The sequence below is a fragment of the Thermomonospora umbrina genome (assembly GCF_003386555.1).
Lineage (GTDB): Bacteria > Actinomycetota > Actinomycetes > Streptosporangiales > Streptosporangiaceae > Thermomonospora > Thermomonospora umbrina.
This window is the reverse complement of the sequence record NZ_QTTT01000001.1, coordinates 249100-265345: the sequence shown is the minus strand read 5'-3', so window position 1 is coordinate 265345 and position 16246 is coordinate 249100. Positions and strand designations below refer to the sequence as shown.

Sequence of the window (16246 nt, the reverse complement as noted above, 5' to 3'; positions counted from 1 at the left end):
CCCCTCACATCCGGAAGACGCCGTAGCCCACCGGCTCCAGCGGCGCGTTGGCGGCGACCGACAGCGCCAGCCCCAGCACCCGCCGGGTGTCCAGCGGGTCGATCACCCCGTCGTCCCACAGCCGGGCCGTGGAGTAGTACGGGTTGCCCTGCCGTTCGTACTGCTCGCGGATCGGCTCCTTGAACGCCTCCTCGTCCTCGGGGGACCAGGAGTCGCCGAGCTGGTCGCGGCGGACCGTCGACAGCACCGAGGCGGCCTGCTCGCCGCCCATCACCGACACCCGCGCGTTCGGCCACATCCACAGGAAGCGCGGCGAGTACGCCCGGCCGCACATCGCGTAGTTGCCCGCGCCGAACGACCCGCCGATGACCACGGTGAACTTGGGGACCCGCGCGCAGGCCACGGCGGTGACCATCTTCGCTCCGTGCTTGGCGATCCCGCCCGCCTCGTACCGACGGCCCACCATGAACCCGGTGATGTTCTGCAGGAACACCAGCGGGATCGAACGCCGGTCGCACAACTCGACGAAGTGCGCGCCCTTCAGCGCCGACTCGGCGAACAGGATGCCGTTGTTGGCCACGATCCCGACCGGATGCCCGTGGATCCGGGCGAACCCGGTGACCAGCGTGGCCCCGTACTCGCGCTTGAACTCCTGGAAGCGGCTGCCGTCCACGACGCGGGAGATCACCTCGCGCACGTCGTAGGGGGTGCGCGGGTCGGCCGGGACGACGCCGTACAGCTCCTCGGGGTCGGCGGCCGGCTCCTCGGGCGGCGCGACGTCCCAGGGCCGGGGCTCACGGGGACCGAGGGTGGCGACGATGTCGCGGACGATCCGCAGCGCGTGCGCGTCGTCCTCGGCGAGGTGGTCGGTGACGCCCGACGTCCGGGCGTGCAGCTCGCCGCCGCCCAGCTCCTCGGCGGTGACGACCTCGCCGGTGGCGGCCTTCACCAGCGGGGGGCCGCCCAGGAAGATGGTGCCCTGGCCGCGCACGATCACGGCCTCGTCGCTCATCGCGGGCACGTAGGCGCCCCCCGCCGTGCACGACCCCAGCACGGCGGCGATCTGCGCGATGCCCTGCCGCGACATGTTCGCCTGGTTGAAGAAGATGCGGCCGAAGTGCTCGCGGTCGGGGAAGACCTCGTCCTGCTCGGGCAGGAAGGCCCCCCCGGAGTCGACCAGGTAGACGCACGGCAGCCGGTTGTGGAGGGCGACCTCTTGGGCCCGCAGGTGCTTCTTGACCGAGATGGGGTAGTAGGTGCCGCCCTTGACGGTGGCGTCGTTGGCGACGATCACGCACTCGCGCCCGGAGATCCGCCCGATGCCGGTGATGACACCCGCGCCCGGGGCGGCGTCGTCGTACATGCCGTACGCCGCCAGCGGGGACAGCTCCAGGAACGGCGAGCCCGGGTCGAGCAGGCCGTCCACCCGGTCGCGGGGGAGCAGCTTGCCGCGCGCCACGTGCCGCTGCCGGGAACGCTCGGGCCCGCCGAGCGCCGCCCGCGCGGTCCGTTCGCGCAATGCGGCGGCCAGCGACCGGTTCACCTCGACGTTGCGCGCGAACGCCTCGCCCGCGGTGTCCGCCACCGGTCCCGTCATCGTCGCCCCCCGCTGAGTTAACGAACGTTAACAAGCGCGATGTTAATGAACGTTAACGCCTCTCGTCTACACTTCTCCCATGACGGAGGCCACCGGGACCCCCACCCGCCGGGCGGAGATCGTCAACGCCGCCGCGGAGCTGTTCGCCCGCCACGGCTACCACGGCGTGTCGATCGGCGACCTCGGCCGGGCCGTGGGCCTCACCGGCCCCGCCCTCTACCGGCACTTCCCGGCCAAGGACGCCGTGCTCGCCGAGATCCTGCTCGACATCAGCCGCCGGCTGCTCGCCGAGGGGGCCCGGCGCGCCGCCGCGCCCGACCCGGCCGAGGCCCTGGACGCGCTGCTGCGCTGGCACATCGACTTCGCCCTGGCCAACCGGGCGCTGATCACCGTGCACGAGCGGGAACTGGACAACGTGCCCGAGCCGCAGCGCCACGAGATCCGCCGCGCCCAGCGCGCCTACGTCGAGGAGTGGGTCGGGGTCCTGCGCCGCCTCCACACCGTGCCGGAGGAACGGGCCCGCGCCGCCGTCCACGCCGTGTTCGGGCTGCTCAACTCCACGCCGCACAGCGCCGGCGCCCTCGACCGGGCCGCGATGGCGGGCCTGCTGCACGCCATGGCCGCCGCCGCCCTCGACCGCGCGGCTCAGTGTCGACCGAGATAGAAGGCCGATCCCTGGTCGTCGGTGCAGTACGAGCTCGTCCCGTACGACCGTCGCTCCGGGTCGGTGGCCGTGCCGCCCGCCGCCCTGACGTTGGCGACCGCCACGTCGATGTCGTCGACGGCGTACATCGGCACGACGGCGGAGCGCTCGTGGCCGCCGTGCATGCCGACCATGTAGCGGACCTGCTCGTTCCCGATCCGGGCCTCCCAACCGTCCTCGACGGTGCCGCGCACGAACTCCCAGCCGAGGACCGCGCCGAAGAACGCCCGGAACCGCGCCGAGTCGGGGACCTCGAAGGTCAGGTAGGAGATCTCGCCGTTCCCCGGGCTTCCGGGCGCCGTCGCGTCGCCCACCGGCTCGAACACCGCGAACGGCAGACCCTGGTCGTCCTCGCACGTCGCGAGCAGCCCGTACGGCTCCCGGTGCGGCTCCTCCGCACGGCCGCCCGCGTCCCGGATCCGACGGACGGCGGAGCCCACGTCGTCCACCGCGAAACAGGTGAACAGCGTGCGGTGCTCCCGACCGCCCCACAGGCCCACGGGCTGTGACAGGCCCTCCACCCGGCGGCCCTGCTCGGTGCTCCCCGCCTGGTAACGCCAACCCAGCACCGCCTGGTAGAACGCGGCGGCGCGCTCGACGTCCGGCACCCACAGCGAGACGTAGCCGACGTCGCCCCGCCGCAGCCTCCGCGGGGACGCGGCGGGCTCGACGGTCGGGGTGACGACCATCCAGCGGTGGCCGAACGGGTCCTTGATCACCCCGTTGCGGCCGTGGGGGGCGTCGTCGACCGGGCGTTCCAGCTCCGCGCCCCGCTCCACCGCGCGGGCCACGGCCGCGTCCGCGTCCGGCACCCGCAGGTAGAGCGACACGCTCGCGCCGCCCCGGGCGCGCGGCCCCACCAGGTCCAGCTCGGGCCACTCGTCGGCGAGCATGAACACCGAGTCGCCCAGGGCCAGCTCCGCGTGCCCGACCCGGCCGTCGTCCATGATCGTGGGCTCGCCCACCAGCCGGGCCCCGAGCGCCTCCGGGTACCACTCCAGCGCCCGCCGCCCGTCGTCGACCGCCAGGTGGGCGTTGACCGTGTGCAGTGTCGGCTCGGTCGTCGGGCTCGTCGTCATCTCGGCTCCTCCAGTCGGTTCCGGCGGCGCATCCGATTCTCCGACGAAGTCCCCTCAGATCCCTCGTTCAGTCATCGGCGACAGTCGCCGCGCCGCCACCGCGCCGAACGGGACCGGGGCCCAATAGGTGAGGGCACGGAACAGCAGCACGGCGTGCAGGGCCGGGCCCGCCGCGACGCCGACCGCGGTGAGCGTCGCCACCAGCGCCGCCTCGGTGCCGCCCACCCCTCCCGGGGACGGCAGCGCGGAGCCGGCGGCGGACCCGATCATGTAAGCGGTGACGATGATCCACAGGTCGGCGGGCGCGACCCCGGTGCCGGGCACGGCCAGCGTGGCGACGGCGAGGGCGACGGCCATCACCAGCGTCGTCGCCGCCGAGGCCAGCAGGGTCAGGCACAGGTCCCCGGGACGCCGCAGCAGCCCCGCGCATCCGGCGAGGACGCGCGCGAGGGCGTGCGCCGCCGCCCGCGACCGCAGCACCCGGCCCCCGCACACCAGGGCGATCACGGCGACGACCGCCACCAGCGCCAGGGCCGGCGCGACGGGCAGCGCACCCGCCGCCTCGACCGCCCGCGAGGCCAGCAGCCCCAGCGTCCCCCCGCTCCCCGGGCTCAGCGCGGCGATCGCCAGCAGGAGCAGCAGGTCGGCCACCGCGCCCATCACCTGCATCACCGCCACCGACGTGACCGCCCGCACGGTGTCCGTCCCGCGGCACACCAGATAGCGGGTGTTGACGGCGGCGGCCCCGAGCCCGCTCGGGGTGAGGCGGTTCGCGGCGGCCGCCGTGAACTGCACGAGGATGGTCTCGCCGAGGGGTGTCGCGACCTCGGCGACCGCCCGGAGCGTGATGCCCGCGAGCACGTAGTGCAGGGCCGACAGCACCCCGAGGGCCACGAGGAACGCCCAGTGCACGTCCGCCAACGCCGCGAAGCAGGCCCTGACGTGCCCGGCCGTTCCGGTGATCGCCACGACGAGCGCGAGCGCGGCCACGACCGCGGCGCCCAGGGCCCACCGACGCCGGCGGACTCGGGGGATCGTCGCGGGGTGTGTCGCGGGCAGCACGGACTCCACACGCCATATGTCCCGCAGCAGGTTGACCGCCGTGCGTCCGCCCGCTGCCCGCCCGGCGAACGCGAGGCCATGACTTGGCGTCCGGCGGCGCGGCCGGTGAACGCAGGTCAGCCGGGCATCAGGGGCGAGACCAGCAGCAACGCCGCCGCGACCCCGACGGCCGCCACGCGGGGCAGCCACGGCATCCGCGACGCCGCCCGGACGTTCCAGTCCGCGTCACGGCTCCACAGGCTCACCGCCGCCGTCACCGCCCGACCCGCGCCGAACCCGAGGCCGGCCGCCACGACCACCGCGAGATCCGGGTGCGACAGCAGCAGCGCCGGCGCGACCACGTACGGCACGGACGACGTGACGTACGTGCGCACCCCCGTGCCCAGCTCGAAGCCGAACCGCACCGTGCCGAGCCGCGGCCGGGCCTGCAGCACGTCGATCGGGATCTGTCGGGCGTTCTGCGGCAGCCGCAACGGCAGCACGCCGAACTCGCGGAGCAGCCCGGCCAGCGCGACGGCGAGGATCGCGAGCGCGCGCCCGTCCTCCGGGATCGGCTCGGCGAGCCCGGACAGCAGCCACAGCGCGAAGGCCGACAGGACGCCCCCGAGGAGCAGTCCCGCCGTGAAGAGGGCAAGGACTCCGCCCTGCCCGGTCGAGGCCCGCCAACCTGGCGAGAACAACACGGCGTTGCTGTTGTGCGTTCAAACCGATCCGGACAGCGAGTAGCCGGCCAGGGCCCCGATCGACGCCCAGCCCAGCACGACCGCGTCCTGCGCGGCGGCGGCCGTGGCCAGCATCGCCAGGGCCGTCACCGCGAGCAGCGGCTCGGCCAGGGCCTCCCGCGCCCGCCCCGCCGGGGCTACCGGCACGCCGTCGTCCACCGGCAGATGGTCCGGTAGTAGGGACTGGACCGGCTGGTCCTGCGCCAGCCGTCGTGACAGCGGTAGGTCCGGGAGTTGCGGCAGGTGCCGCAGCGCGCCCCGAACCGCCACAGCCACCCGTCGGCCCACCCGCCGAAGCACCGGTCCGGGCGCAGCTTGTGGTTCGGCTTCGACACGCTGGAGTGGTGGAAGCCCTTGCGCGGCCCCGAGGTGCGACAGCAGCCCGCGCAGACCTGACTCGGCCCGCAGCCGGGGCTGCAGTCGTGCCCGGCCGCGTACGACGGGCAAGGCAGTCTCTTGATCCGGTAGTAGTCGTCGTCCGCCCGGGCCTGCCGCGCGGCCGGGAAGACGCCCAGCGCCGCCATTCCGAGGCCGAACCCGGCCGTCGCCACCCCGCCGAGGACGGACCGGCGCGAGGGCCGGAACGCCCCGCGCGGGATCGACCGCCGCGCCCGCCGCCGCCCGCCCTCCGGGAGCGGGCCGCGCAACGGCGCGACGTCCTCCAGCGCGATCTCCTCCACGACCGCCTCGGGCTCGTTCACGACCGGCCTCCGTTCACCGTCGTGGGCGGCGACTGCGCCGGCCCCGCCACCGTCTCCAGCAGGTCCCGCAGCGCGCCGGCGGACCCGACCGGGCGTGCGGTCCGCACCCGGCCCGCCGGGTCGACGAACACCGCGAACGGCACCGCCGGCACCCGGTACCTCTCGAACACGTCCGCCTCGTCGGCGAAGACCCGGACACCCTCGTGCCCCGCCTCCAGGGCCTCGCCGGGGAACAGCGCGGCGACCGGCAGCGACCGGCCCGGCTCGTCCAGCAGCTCCCGAAGCTCCGCCAGGACCTGCGGGCACACGCCGCACTCCCCGTCCAGGAACAGCAGCAGCGCCGGATCGGACGCGCCCGCTGCGAACCGGTCGAACTCCGGGGCCGCCGCGCCCGGCGCGGGCCCGAGATCGGCCGCCCGCACACCGGTGCTCAGATGGTGGACCCGGCGCACCATGCCCGCCACCACGAACGCCAGCAGGGCGATCGCCGCCCAGGTCAGCAACAGCACCGTCGTCTCAAACCCCATGTCGCCCCTCCCTCCGAGCGGCCCCCGGGTCGATCATCGCCTCGGGCAGCACCCACAGGAGCACGGCGAAGACGGCCCCCGCGATCGACGCCTCCGCGAACCGGGCGGCGGACTCCGCCGGCGCCGTGATCGCGTCCGCCCGCACCGCCGCCGCCAGGGCCAGCACGGCGGGGACGGCCGCCCGCAGCACCACCCAACCGCTGACGGGGGTGTCCGCGCGCGAGCATCCGCACGGCACCCGACGCCCGTGGGAGGCGCGCAGCAGCCGGTGGGTGTAGGCCGCGTACGCGGTGAGCAGCACGCCCGCCGCGACCAGCAGGCCCGTCAGCGGCCCCCGCCCGGCCCCGGTCGCGACCGCCGTCACGAGCCCCACCGCCAGCAGCCCCTCCAGGGCGGTGACGGCGGCGGCGAGCGGACGGGTCAGCCCGCGCGGCACCGTGGCGTGGGCGGCCAGCGCCGACGGCAGCGAGCGCGGGGCGAGCAGGTGCTCGACGCAGGCGATCAGCAGGATCAGCGCCACCGTCCCGGCGGCCACGCCCACCAGCGCCTCGATCACCCCGGGCCCCCTATCCGGTGGCCCGGACGGTGAGCCCGTTCAGGCGGGTCGGGGCGGCGCGGACCTCGGCCTCGTCGGGCAGCACGGTGACGACCGCGCTCGGCGTCGCCATGACGAAGTAGGTGCCGCCGTCGTCATGGGTGTCGCGGAACAGCTCCCCGGTGGCGAGCCTCGTACCGTTCCAACGGGGCAGCCGCCGCGAGGTCTCCCGGTTGAGCGGGGCCACCTCCAGCAGGCCCAGACCCGGGACGTCCTTGGCGATCGTGGCGGTCTCGGCGACCGCGGCGCCCCGGCCCCGGCGGGGGGCCAGCGCGATGCCCTCGGGATGCTCGGTGATCCGCAGCGCGTCGAACAGCCGGATCGCGTCGGCCGGCTCCGCGTGGTAAAGGTGGGCGCACACCGAGTGCCGGCGGCCCTCCCAGACCGCGGCCAGCACCCGTTCGGTGATCGTCTTGTGGCGGTGCTCGGGGAAGTCCCGCAGGCTCTCGTCGCGGATCCGGGACTCGCCCACCCGCAGCCGTCCGCCCTGGAGGCGGAACTCCTCGGTCAGGCGCTGCACGCCCACGCTGCGGGCCCAGTCGTCCCCGAACGCGCGGTCCACCGCGGTCAGTTCGTGCAGCCGCCGCACGAAGCTCAGCCGGAGCACCGACGAGTACGGGCGGGCCAGATCGAGCGGGCCGGCCAGAGTGATCAGCGTCCCGTCCAGCGTCCGGTGGGCGATCTTCCGCACCTGTCCCACGGCCATCGGGCGACCTCTCTACCAGGAATCAGGCATGATCATAACCACCTCTTCGGCCGCCGAAACAGAGGCCGGGCCATATACGGCCAGGAAGCGGACCATTCGGAGGCATGCGAGGCTGTAGGAGTCCGACCGAGAGCAGGAGGTCCCCATGGCCGACAAGGCAACGGAGCCGGAAGGCTCCAAGGACGACATGAAGGCCAAGTTCCGCGAGGCGCTGGAGCGCAAACAGGGCGCGCCCAGCGACGGCGGCGGCGGATCGGGCGGGAAGAACCCGTCGAAGGTGCACGGAGGGGCCCACGGCCCGGCCAAGGGCCAGCGCACCTTCCGCCGCAAGAGCGGCTGACCGGGCACATCGCCCGAGGGGCGGGGACACCGACCGGTGCCCCCGCCCCTCTTCTCTTTCTCTAGGCCCGCATCTCCTCGGCGAGGGCGGCGGCGAACGCGTCCACGTCCTCCTCCGTGGTGTCGAACGAGCACATCCAGCGGACCTCACCGGTGCGCTCGTCCCACGTGTAGAAGCGGAACCGCTTGCGCAGCCGCCCGGCCACATCCGGGGGGATCATCGCGAACACCGCGTTCGCCTGGACCGGCCGAACGATCTCCACCCCGGGAACGGTCCGCACCGCCTCCGCGAGCCGGCGCGCCATGGCGTTGGAGTGGGAGGCGTTGCGCAGCCAGAGATCGCCCTCGAGCAGCGCCAGGAACTGCGCCGACACGAAGCGCATCTTGGACGACAGTTGCATCGCCGCCTTGCGCAGGAAGACCGGGCCGCGCACCGCGTCCGGGTTCAGTACGACGACGGCCTCGCCCAGCAGCAGGCCGTTCTTGGTGCCGCCGAACGACAGGACGTCCACCCCCACGTCGGCCGTGAACGCCCGCAGCGGCAGGTCGAGCGCGGCGGCGGCGTTGGCCAGCCGGGACCCGTCGAGGTGCACCAGCATGCCCCGCTCATGGGCGTGCGCGCAGATCGCCGCGATCTCCTCGGCGGTGTAGAGGGTGCCCAGCTCGGTCGACTGGGTGATCGAGACGACCTTGGGCTGCGCCCGGTGCTCGTCGCCCCAGCCCCACGCCTCCCGGTCGATCAGCTCGGGGGTGAGCCGGCCGTCCGGCGTCGGCACGCCGAGCAGCTTGAGCCCGGCGACCTTCTCGGGGGCCCCGCACTCGTCCACGTTGATGTGCGCGGTCGCCGCGCAGACCACCGCCGACCACCGGTCGGTCATGGACTGCAGGCCGATCACGTTGGCCCCGGTGCCGTTGAACACCGGATACGCCCGCGCCGTCTCGCCGAAGTGCCGCTGGAACACCTCCTGGAGCCGGGCGGTGTACACGTCCGCCCCATAGGCGGGCTGGTGGCCCTCGTTGGCGACGGCGATCGCCGAGAGGATCTCCGGGTGGACGCCCGCGTAGTTGTCGCTGGCGAACCCGCGTTCGGAGGGGTCATGCAGTCGTGAGATCAAGCCTTTTCCCGTTCAGTTCCGCGGTGGGCCGGTCCCACAGGCCCGCGATGACGTCGGCGAGGTCGTCGACATGGGTGAAGCCGGTGAAGGCGGCGTCGGGACGCTCCGCGCGCATGGCGTCGGTCAGCAGCGCCTTGACCACCAGGATCGTGGCGGCGGCCCCGGTGCCCTCGAAGGAGTCGGCCAGGGCCAGCGTCCACGCCTCGGCGGCGGCCTTGGCGGTGGCGTAGGCGGCGTTGCCCTGCGTCGGGTGCCGCGCGCCCGACTGCGACACGATGACGACGCGGCCGTCCGCGGCCTGCGCGAGCGGCTCGGCGAACGCCAGCGTGGTGTGCTGCAGGGTGCGGATCAGCAGGTCGTGCAGGAACGCCCAGTCGGCGAGGTCGGTCCCGGCGAACGTCCTGCCGCCGCGCCAGCCGCCCACCAGGTGCACCAGCCCGTCGACGCGGCCGTGATCGGCCGCCACCCGCTCGGCCCACGCCCGGGTGCCGTCGGCGTCCAGCAGGTCCACCTCGGCCCCGTGCACGCCCGGAAGGTCCCAGTCCACGGGCCGCACGTCGGCGGCGACCACCGTCGCCCCCGCCGCCGACAGCCGATGGACGGCGGCGCGCCCGGCGGGCCCGCCCGCCCCGGCGACCACGATCACTCTGTCCCTCACTCGCGGATCCCCTTCGTCGATGCGATCACGTCGGCGAGCCTCCTGCGCAGCGCCTCGTAGAACATGCTCAGCGGGAACTCGTCCGGCAGCACGGCGTCCGTCCACGCCTTCGGCGGACCGCCCGCCGGAAGCGCGTCCACGCCCTTGGCCCACACCGAGGCCGGATGCGGCTCCACATACCGTGATATCAGGTCGTGGGCCGCCAGCCAGTGCGCGAGCTTGGGACGGTCGATGCTGTCGCGGTACAGCTTCTCGATCTCCTCGCACAGGTCGATCACGGCGGCGTCCACCCGCGCCCAGTCCACGCTCAGCCGGTTGTCGGTCCATCGCAGCACGTCGTTCTTGTGCAGGTACGAGAACAGCAGTTGGCCGCCGAGCCCGTCGTAGTTGCGCACCCGCTCGCCCGTGATCGGAAACCGGAACAGCCGGTCGAACAGGATCGCGTACCGCACCGACGGCGCGTGCGGCACCCCCTCGCCCTCCAGCCCCACGCACTCCCGGTACGTGGTCAGGTCGCAGCGCAGCTCCTCCAGGGCGTACAGCCAGTACGGCATCCGCTGCTTGATCATGAACGGGTCGAACGGCAGGTCGCCGCGGCCGTGCGTGCGGTCGTGGATCAGGTCCCACATCACGAAGGTCTCGCGCGCCAGGTCCCGCCCGCCGATCAGCCGGGCGGCGTCCGGCGGCAGCGACAGCCGCAGCGTGTCGGCGGCCGCGCGGCCCACCCGACGGAACCGGGCCGCCTCCCGGTCGCAGAAGATCGCACCCCACGTGAACCCGGACGGCACCTCCCGCACCGCGACGGTCTCGGGGAACAGCACCGCGGAGTTGGTGTCGTAGCCGGAGGTGAAGTCGGTGAAGGCCACCGGCACGAACATCGGGTTGTCGTACCGGGATCGTTCCAACTCGGCGACCCGGTCGGGCCAGACCACCCGCAGCAGCACCGCCTCGAGATTGCGGTCGGGATTGCCGTTCTGGGTGTACATCGGGAAGAGCACCAGGTGCTCGAGCCCGTCCTCGCGGCGGAGCTGGGGCTGGAAGGCGTTCAGCGAGTCCAGGAAGTCCGGCACGCCGAAGCCGCCGTCCGCCCAGCGCGCCAGGTCCGCCCGGACGGCCTCCAGATACGCGGCGTCGTGCGGGAACAGCGGGGCCAGCCCGCCGACGTGTCCGTCGATCCGGCCGGCCAGCGCCCGCGCCGTCTCCTGCCGCGCGGGCTCCACGGAGCCGTCCGCCGCCTGCAGCGTGCGCAGCTCCTCGACCGCCTCCTTGAGCGCGGGCCAGGCGGGATGCGCGGCGGCGGGGGACTCGTGGCCGGACTCCGCCGCCACGGGCTCCCCGGCGGCCCACGTCACCACGTTGGTCCAGAGCACGGCCTGGTCGTGGTCGTCGATGGAGTCGTCGCCGAACAGGTCGGAGTCGGCCAGGACGACCACCCTGCCCCGGCCCGCCCGCACCGCGACCGCCAGCGGGGCGCCCGCCGGGTCGGCGGTGGGGGAGGAGCGCAGCAGGACCCGCGCCTCGTCCTCGGAGGACGGGTCGAGGGTCAGCGCCCCGGCCCGGTAGAAGCACGCCGCCCGGACCCCGGCCAACAGGTCCTCGGGGGCGTCGGGGTCGCGGACGGCCTCGGCCATCACCCAGGCGGCCACGTCCCGGTGGGCGGCCGACGGGTCGGTGACCATCGTGTTCACCACGCCCACGCCGAACCGCCCGAGCAGCTCGTCCAGGTTGCTGCCGTACTTGTCCTGCTCGCACTCGGCGAGCACGACCAGGCCGCCGCCCGCCCGGACGTGCGCCTCGACGGTGTCGAGCTCCTCGGCCGACAGCACCGGGTCGCCCACGCCGGTGGTGCGCTCCCAGCGGTCCTCGGCGGGATGGGCGATCACCAGCACGTCACGACCGGCCAGCGCCGTCGCGTCCAGCGGCCCCGCGACGTGCGGCTCGATCTCGTGGCCGCGCCGGCGCAGCAGCGCGGCGGCCCGCAGATAGCCGCTGTCGGCGGGATGGCCGGGGTTCATCGCCGCGACCGTCTCGCGGCGGATGCTCCAGGACTCCCGATGCGCCTCGTCGAACACCACGCGGGCGAAGTCGCGCATGCCACACCTCCACAACCTGATCGACTGTGGAGATATTACGGTATATCGACTCTATCGACGTAGATTTTGCTGCGTGATGCGCTCAGGGGTGCACCTCGTGGCCGTTCCGGCCGTTGCCGCCGAGCTCCCCGGCCTCCGCCGCCTCGCGCGGGCGCGTCATCCGGGCGCGCACCGTGTCCAGGTCCTCGCCGAGCCGCGCCACGTTGGCCTGCAGCTCCCGCCAGATCCCCGTGCGCTCCTCCAGACGTCCGACCCGGTCCCGCAGGTCGCCGGCGCGCTGCTCCACCGCGGCCAGCAGCGACTGCTGGCGCGCCGCGTCCTGCCCGGCCCGCAGCAGCCGGGTGGCCAGCCGGGTCAGGTCCCGCTCGGTCTCGTGGATGCGCTCGTCGATGCCCGGCAGCAGCCGCCCGTTGAGCTGCTCCACCAGGGAGTCGATCTGCCGCCGCGCCGCCGCCAGCTCCTCGGCCTGCTCGGCCAGCCGGCGCTCCAGCCGGTCGGCCCGCCCGCGCTGCTCGGCGACGTCCTCCCGCAGCCGCGCGACCGCGGCCCCGTGATCCCGCACCGGGGCCAGCACGGACGACAGCAGGCGCTCGGCCTCCCCGACCGCGCGCCGGGCCAGGTTCGGGAGGAACAGGGGCATCGGCGCTCCAGGCGTCTCAAGGGTGAATTTCGCGCGACAAAGGGATGACATACACCCTAAGCGAACGACCCATGAGACGGGGCGCGTCCTCGGCGGGTTCCCGCCGGCCGGAAATGTCCGGGCGGCCCGGCGGCCCGCGCCGGTTATCGGGCCGGGGCCGGCAGCGACCCCTGACGGGGCGGCGTCGAACGGCCGGTGTGGGTGCACACGCACAGCCCGTGCCGGGTGATCAACTCCGCACGGGCCCTGGTGTACTCGGCCGGATCGCGCGCCGGCCGCACTCGTCGACAGGTCAGGCACAACACCGTGGGTTCCCCCTCCTCGGAACGCCGGGGGGCGGGCGGCCGTGCCAGGTCCCCCTCCCCGAGGGCCCTGGCCCGGCCGTTCCCCCCGACGGAACACCACGCTATGCCGCGCAACGTTGCATGCACGTTGCACCCTGCCCAGCACAAGGAGTGTCAAAGCCCAGGTAGATCGAAACGGCCGAACCGCTTGCGCATGGTCACGCGGTGTTCGATGCTCGTGACCGAGAGCTACTGAACTGTCGGCGTCGCGGCCGGGAACGCCCACCGCGCGGCGGCGCGCCGGTGGAGGAGAGGGATGGCCCGACGACCCGTGGTTCCCGAGCCGCACACCTGCCGGGACCCCAAGGAGCTCATCGGCGCGCTGACGGCGGCCCACGAGGCGGCCCTCGATCCCGCCGCCGTGACCGCGCCGGGCGACGGGGCCGCCCGCGCCGCGATCTGCGACTCCTGGCGGCGCTCCTGGGAGGCCGGGGTCGGCGTCGAGACCGAGACCGCGCCCCTGGTGTTCGACACCGACGTCGTCGCCGACGCCCGCGCCGCCCACCCCCTCGACCGCCACCTGCCGATGCTCCGCGCCCTGCTGGGCCGGGCCGCCGACGAGTCCGCCCAGCTCATGGTGATCACCGACGCCGAGGGGCACGCGCTGTGGAGCGAGGGCCCGCCGCCGCTGCGCCGGGCCGCCGCCGAGGTCGGCCTGCTCGAGGGCTTTTGCTGGTCGGAAAGCTCCGTCGGCACCAACGGCATCGGCACCGCCCTCGCCCTGGGCCGACCCGAGTACGTCTACTCCGCCGAGCACATGGTGCACGCCCTGCGCGGCTGGTCGTGCGCGGGCGCGCCAGTCACCGACCCCGACACCGGACGGGTGATCGGCTGCATCGACCTCAGCGCCACCGTGGACGCCCTGCACCCCGCCAGCGTCGCCCTCGTCGGCACGGCGGCCCGGCTCGCCGAGTCCCGGCTGGAGCTGGACATGCACCGGCGCGACGAGGCCCTGCGCGAACGCTACCTGCGGCACCTGCGAGGCCCCGGGGACCGGGCCGCCGTCCTGGTCACCGCCACCGGCCGGGTGCTGGCCGCCACCACCGGCGACTGGCGGGGCCTCCGGTTCGCCGTCCCCGCGGCGGGCGCCCGGCTGGTGCTGCCCGACGGGCGTCCGGCCGTCGCCGAGCCGCTCGGCGAGGTCTTCCTGCTCCGCGACCCCGGCCCGGCCCGCCGCGACGGCGATCGCCCGCTGCTGACCCTGTGCCTGCTGGGGGCCGCCGCCCCGTACGCGCTGCTGGACGGCCGCCCGCTCGCGCTGTCCCAGCGCCACGCCGAGATCCTCGCCCTGCTGGCGCTCAACCCCCGGGGGCTCAACGCCGACCGCCTCTCCGCGATGCTGTACGGGGACGAGGGCAACCCGGTGACCATCCGGGCCGAGATCCACCGGCTGCGCGCCCAGCTCGGCGGGCTGCTCCCCGCCAAGCCCTACCGGCTGGACTGCGAGCTCGACGCCGACTTCCTGCTGGTGCGCAGGCTGCTGGCCGGGGGGCGCGCCGCCGACCTGCGCCAGGCGGTCCGACTCCACCAGGGCGAGCTGCTGCCGCTCTCGGAGTCGCCCGTCCTGCGGGCCGAACGCGATGAGCTGGCCGTCCGGCTGCGCCGCCAACTGCTGGACCGCGGCGACCCCGAGGCCCTGTGGGCGTACGCCGAGACCCCGCTCGGTCAGGACGACCTGGAGGTGCTCCAGAGGCTGGCGGCGATCCTCCCGCCCGGCGACTCGCGCCGCGTGGTCGCGCTCTCCCGCGCGCACCGCGTGCTGGCCGAGGACTTCTAGCCCTTCACGGGGCGGCGCTCTCGGCGGGCTCGGACAGGTGCGCGGTGTCGTTGTACTCGGCGGGCCGCAGCAGACCGCCCCGCCGGACCCAGCGGGTGAACGAGCAGTTGCCCACCGGAGTCCGCTCGACCTCCATCGCCTCGGCCTCCGACAGCCGTTCGGCGATGTGCCGGGTGAGGACCACGACCACGTCGTGCGCCACCACCAGCACCCGTTCGCCCGGGTGGTCCAGGTCGAGGTCGTTGTAGGCGCTGCGCAGCCGCAGGAGCACGTCGGCCCACGACTCGCCGCCGGGCGGCCGGTAGTAGTACTTGCCCAGGCGCGCCCTGCGCTCGTCCTCCTCGGGATACCGGACCCGGACGCCGTGCGCCGTCAACCCGTGCAGCACCCCGGTCTCCCGGTCGCGGAACCGCTCGTCGATCTCCAGCCGGGGCGGGTGGGCGAGCGCGGTCAACGCGATCGTTGCGGTGTCCAGGGCCCGGAGGTACGGGGACGCGACCACGGCGGTCGGGCGCTCGTCCGGGGGCAGCGCGGCGAGCCGGCGGCCGAGCGCGGCGGCCTGCAGCCGGCCGCGTTCGGACAGGGGGACGTCGGCGTCGCGCTCGGGGATGTCGACCCGCTCGGTCGGGTCCCCGAGGGCCTCCCGCGCCACCTGGTGGGCGACGTTGCCGACGCTCTCCCCGTGCCGGGTCAGGATGAGGGACTCGAGGTTCCGCACGCCCGACATGATCGCACGTTCCGGTCCCGCACGGGATCCTCTACGGGCGGTAGTACTCTCAGGACGCATGACCGACCCCCTGGCCACCGCGATCATCGTGGCCGCGCTCGTGGTCGCCGCGTACGGCCTGTTCGCGGCTCTGCGCGACCGTCGCATGGACGGCCTGCACCTGGCGGGCCTGGGCGTCCTCGAAGTGCTGCTGCTGGTCCAGGCGGTGCTGGGCCTGGTGAAGGTGGGCGGCGACGAGGGCCCCGCCGACGGCGCCACCTTCGTGGGCTACCTGCTCGGCGTCCTGCTCATCCCGCCCGCCGGAGCGGGCTGGGGCGTGCTGGAGCGCTCCCGCTGGGGACCGGCCGTCATCGTCGTCGCCGGCCTGTCGGTGGCGGTCATGATCGTGCGGATGGGGCAGATCTGGGACGGCACCGTTGTCTGAGACCACCGGGGGCGGCCCGGGGCGGCTGCTGGTGGCCGTGTACGGGGTGTTCGCCCTGGCCGCCGGGGCGCGCGCGGGCGTGCAGATCGCCACGCGGTTCGACGAGGCGCCCGTCGCCTACCTGCTGTCGGCGCTGGCCGCGGCGGTGTACGTGCTGGCCACGGCGGCTTTGGCGAAGGGCGGGCGCGCCTCCCGTCGGGTCGCCCTGACGGCGTGCTCGGTGGAGCTCGTCGGGGTCCTGCTGATCGGCGCGTACTCGCTGGCGGACCCGGACTCGTTCCCGGACGAGACGGTGTGGTCCGGCTTCGGGCGCGGGTACCTCTTCGTCCCGCTGGTGCTGCCGATCGTCGGCCTGCTGTGGCTCCGGCGCACCGGAAGCGGAACGACACCCGCCTCCCCCTGAGGGGAGAGGCCGGTCCGGGAGCGGGGGGGACCCC

Annotated in this window: 19 protein-coding genes; 5 read left to right on the top strand and 14 right to left on the bottom strand. The window is 74.4% G+C overall.

Going from position 1 to position 16246, the window contains the following annotated elements; all coding sequences use genetic code 11:
• Positions 1-4: 4 nt before the first annotated feature.
• On the bottom strand, positions 5-1597 hold the full coding sequence (locus DFJ69_RS01295; RefSeq protein ID WP_116020771.1) for a carboxyl transferase domain-containing protein: 1593 nt from the start codon (positions 1595-1597) through the stop codon (positions 5-7).
• 79 nt (positions 1598-1676) lie between these two features.
• On the opposite strand from DFJ69_RS01295, the gene DFJ69_RS01290 reads away from it, so the two are divergent.
• Entirely contained in the window at positions 1677-2261 is a 585-nt protein-coding gene (locus DFJ69_RS01290) for an SACE_7040 family transcriptional regulator (RefSeq protein WP_116020770.1), read from the top strand.
• Here the strand turns inward: DFJ69_RS01290 and DFJ69_RS01285 are convergent.
• From DFJ69_RS01285 to DFJ69_RS01250, 8 genes are all read right to left on the bottom strand, one after another.
• Positions 2243-3379, bottom strand: a complete 1137-nt coding sequence (locus tag DFJ69_RS01285) for a VOC family protein (protein ID WP_116020769.1) — start codon at positions 3377-3379, stop codon at positions 2243-2245. The two genes, DFJ69_RS01290 and DFJ69_RS01285, sit on opposite strands and share 19 nt — an antisense overlap.
• 54 nt (positions 3380-3433) lie before the next feature.
• Positions 3434-4441, bottom strand: coding sequence for a lysylphosphatidylglycerol synthase transmembrane domain-containing protein (locus DFJ69_RS01280; RefSeq protein WP_170177499.1), 1008 nt, complete (start codon positions 4439-4441; stop codon positions 3434-3436).
• 116 nt (positions 4442-4557) lie between these two features.
• On the bottom strand, positions 4558-5121 hold the full coding sequence (locus DFJ69_RS01275; protein ID WP_116026311.1) for a hypothetical protein: 564 nt from the start codon (positions 5119-5121) through the stop codon (positions 4558-4560).
• Between the two features lie 21 nt (positions 5122-5142).
• Positions 5143-5310 (bottom strand): hypothetical protein, encoded by a 168-nt coding sequence (locus tag DFJ69_RS01270; RefSeq protein WP_211328474.1) that lies wholly within the window; start codon positions 5308-5310, stop codon positions 5143-5145.
• A complete protein-coding gene (locus DFJ69_RS01265) occupies positions 5301-5864 on the bottom strand; it encodes a hypothetical protein (RefSeq protein WP_116020766.1) in 564 nt (187 codons plus the stop codon). The genes DFJ69_RS01270 and DFJ69_RS01265 overlap by 10 nt, the downstream gene beginning before the upstream one ends.
• Positions 5861-6391 (bottom strand): thioredoxin domain-containing protein, encoded by a 531-nt coding sequence (locus DFJ69_RS01260; RefSeq protein WP_116020765.1) that lies wholly within the window; start codon positions 6389-6391, stop codon positions 5861-5863. The genes DFJ69_RS01265 and DFJ69_RS01260 overlap by 4 nt, the downstream gene beginning before the upstream one ends.
• Positions 6381-6947, bottom strand: a complete 567-nt coding sequence (locus DFJ69_RS01255) for a MauE/DoxX family redox-associated membrane protein (RefSeq protein WP_116020764.1) — start codon at positions 6945-6947, stop codon at positions 6381-6383. Before DFJ69_RS01255 ends, DFJ69_RS01260 begins: the two co-directional genes overlap by 11 nt.
• A 10-nt stretch (positions 6948-6957) precedes the next feature.
• A complete protein-coding gene (locus DFJ69_RS01250; protein ID WP_116020763.1) occupies positions 6958-7692 on the bottom strand; it encodes a hypothetical protein in 735 nt (244 codons plus the stop codon).
• Between the two features lie 145 nt (positions 7693-7837).
• On the opposite strand from DFJ69_RS01250, the gene DFJ69_RS01245 reads away from it, so the two are divergent.
• Positions 7838-8032 (top strand): DUF5302 domain-containing protein, encoded by a 195-nt coding sequence (locus DFJ69_RS01245; protein WP_116020762.1) that lies wholly within the window; start codon positions 7838-7840, stop codon positions 8030-8032.
• Positions 8033-8093: 61 nt separating this feature from the next.
• Here the strand turns inward: DFJ69_RS01245 and DFJ69_RS01240 are convergent, their stop codons facing one another.
• The 4 genes from DFJ69_RS01240 to DFJ69_RS01230 all read right to left on the bottom strand — a co-directional run bounded on the left by DFJ69_RS01240 (position 8094) and on the right by DFJ69_RS01230 (position 12537).
• A complete protein-coding gene (locus tag DFJ69_RS01240; protein ID WP_116020761.1) occupies positions 8094-9146 on the bottom strand; it encodes a threonine aldolase family protein in 1053 nt (350 codons plus the stop codon).
• Positions 9127-9804 carry an SDR family NAD(P)-dependent oxidoreductase gene (locus DFJ69_RS01235; protein ID WP_211328473.1) on the bottom strand — a complete coding sequence of 226 codons (678 nt, stop codon included), beginning with the start codon at positions 9802-9804 and terminating at the stop codon, positions 9127-9129. Before DFJ69_RS01235 ends, DFJ69_RS01240 begins: the two co-directional genes overlap by 20 nt.
• Positions 9801-11897 carry a DUF6421 family protein gene (locus tag DFJ69_RS34795; RefSeq protein ID WP_211328472.1) on the bottom strand — a complete coding sequence of 699 codons (2097 nt, stop codon included), beginning with the start codon at positions 11895-11897 and terminating at the stop codon, positions 9801-9803. The genes DFJ69_RS01235 and DFJ69_RS34795 overlap by 4 nt, the downstream gene beginning before the upstream one ends.
• Before the next feature lie 82 nt (positions 11898-11979).
• A complete protein-coding gene (locus DFJ69_RS01230; RefSeq protein WP_116020759.1) occupies positions 11980-12537 on the bottom strand; it encodes a hypothetical protein in 558 nt (185 codons plus the stop codon).
• A 600-nt stretch (positions 12538-13137) separates the two neighbouring features.
• Between DFJ69_RS01230 and DFJ69_RS01225 the strand changes: the two genes are divergently transcribed.
• Positions 13138-14658 carry a helix-turn-helix domain-containing protein gene (locus DFJ69_RS01225; RefSeq protein ID WP_116020758.1) on the top strand — a complete coding sequence of 507 codons (1521 nt, stop codon included), beginning with the start codon at positions 13138-13140 and terminating at the stop codon, positions 14656-14658.
• Between the two features lie 4 nt (positions 14659-14662).
• On the opposite strand, the gene DFJ69_RS01220 is transcribed toward DFJ69_RS01225, so the two are convergent.
• Positions 14663-15385 (bottom strand): histidine phosphatase family protein, encoded by a 723-nt coding sequence (locus DFJ69_RS01220; protein WP_116020757.1) that lies wholly within the window; start codon positions 15383-15385, stop codon positions 14663-14665.
• 58 nt (positions 15386-15443) lie between these two features.
• On the opposite strand from DFJ69_RS01220, the gene DFJ69_RS01215 reads away from it, so the two are divergent.
• Together DFJ69_RS01215 and DFJ69_RS01210 are read left to right on the top strand one after the other, a co-directional pair.
• Positions 15444-15809, top strand: a complete 366-nt coding sequence (locus DFJ69_RS01215; RefSeq protein WP_116020756.1) for a hypothetical protein — start codon at positions 15444-15446, stop codon at positions 15807-15809.
• Positions 15802-16212, top strand: a complete 411-nt coding sequence (locus DFJ69_RS01210; protein ID WP_116020755.1) for a hypothetical protein — start codon at positions 15802-15804, stop codon at positions 16210-16212. The genes DFJ69_RS01215 and DFJ69_RS01210 overlap by 8 nt, the downstream gene beginning before the upstream one ends.
• Positions 16213-16246: the final 34 nt, after the last annotated feature.

What these genes read in the sequence shown, in the direction of transcription:
- DFJ69_RS01285 (WP_116020769.1), bottom strand. Translation starts at nt 3,379, where the DNA reads ATGACGACGAGCCCGACGACCGAGCCGACACTGCACACGGTCAACGCC.
- DFJ69_RS34795 (WP_211328472.1), bottom strand. Translation starts at nt 11,897, where the DNA reads ATGCGCGACTTCGCCCGCGTGGTGTTCGACGAGGCGCATCGGGAGTCC.
- DFJ69_RS01295 (WP_116020771.1), bottom strand. Translation starts at nt 1,597, where the DNA reads ATGACGGGACCGGTGGCGGACACCGCGGGCGAGGCGTTCGCGCGCAAC.
- DFJ69_RS01245 (WP_116020762.1), top strand. Translation starts at nt 7,838, where the DNA reads ATGGCCGACAAGGCAACGGAGCCGGAAGGCTCCAAGGACGACATGAAG.
- DFJ69_RS01220 (WP_116020757.1), bottom strand. Translation starts at nt 15,385, where the DNA reads ATGTCGGGCGTGCGGAACCTCGAGTCCCTCATCCTGACCCGGCACGGG.
- DFJ69_RS01250 (WP_116020763.1), bottom strand. Translation starts at nt 7,692, where the DNA reads ATGGCCGTGGGACAGGTGCGGAAGATCGCCCACCGGACGCTGGACGGG.
- DFJ69_RS01290 (WP_116020770.1), top strand. Translation starts at nt 1,677, where the DNA reads ATGACGGAGGCCACCGGGACCCCCACCCGCCGGGCGGAGATCGTCAAC.
- DFJ69_RS01215 (WP_116020756.1), top strand. Translation starts at nt 15,444, where the DNA reads ATGACCGACCCCCTGGCCACCGCGATCATCGTGGCCGCGCTCGTGGTC.
- DFJ69_RS01225 (WP_116020758.1), top strand. Translation starts at nt 13,138, where the DNA reads ATGGCCCGACGACCCGTGGTTCCCGAGCCGCACACCTGCCGGGACCCC.
- DFJ69_RS01260 (WP_116020765.1), bottom strand. Translation starts at nt 6,391, where the DNA reads ATGGGGTTTGAGACGACGGTGCTGTTGCTGACCTGGGCGGCGATCGCC.
- DFJ69_RS01230 (WP_116020759.1), bottom strand. Translation starts at nt 12,537, where the DNA reads ATGCCCCTGTTCCTCCCGAACCTGGCCCGGCGCGCGGTCGGGGAGGCC.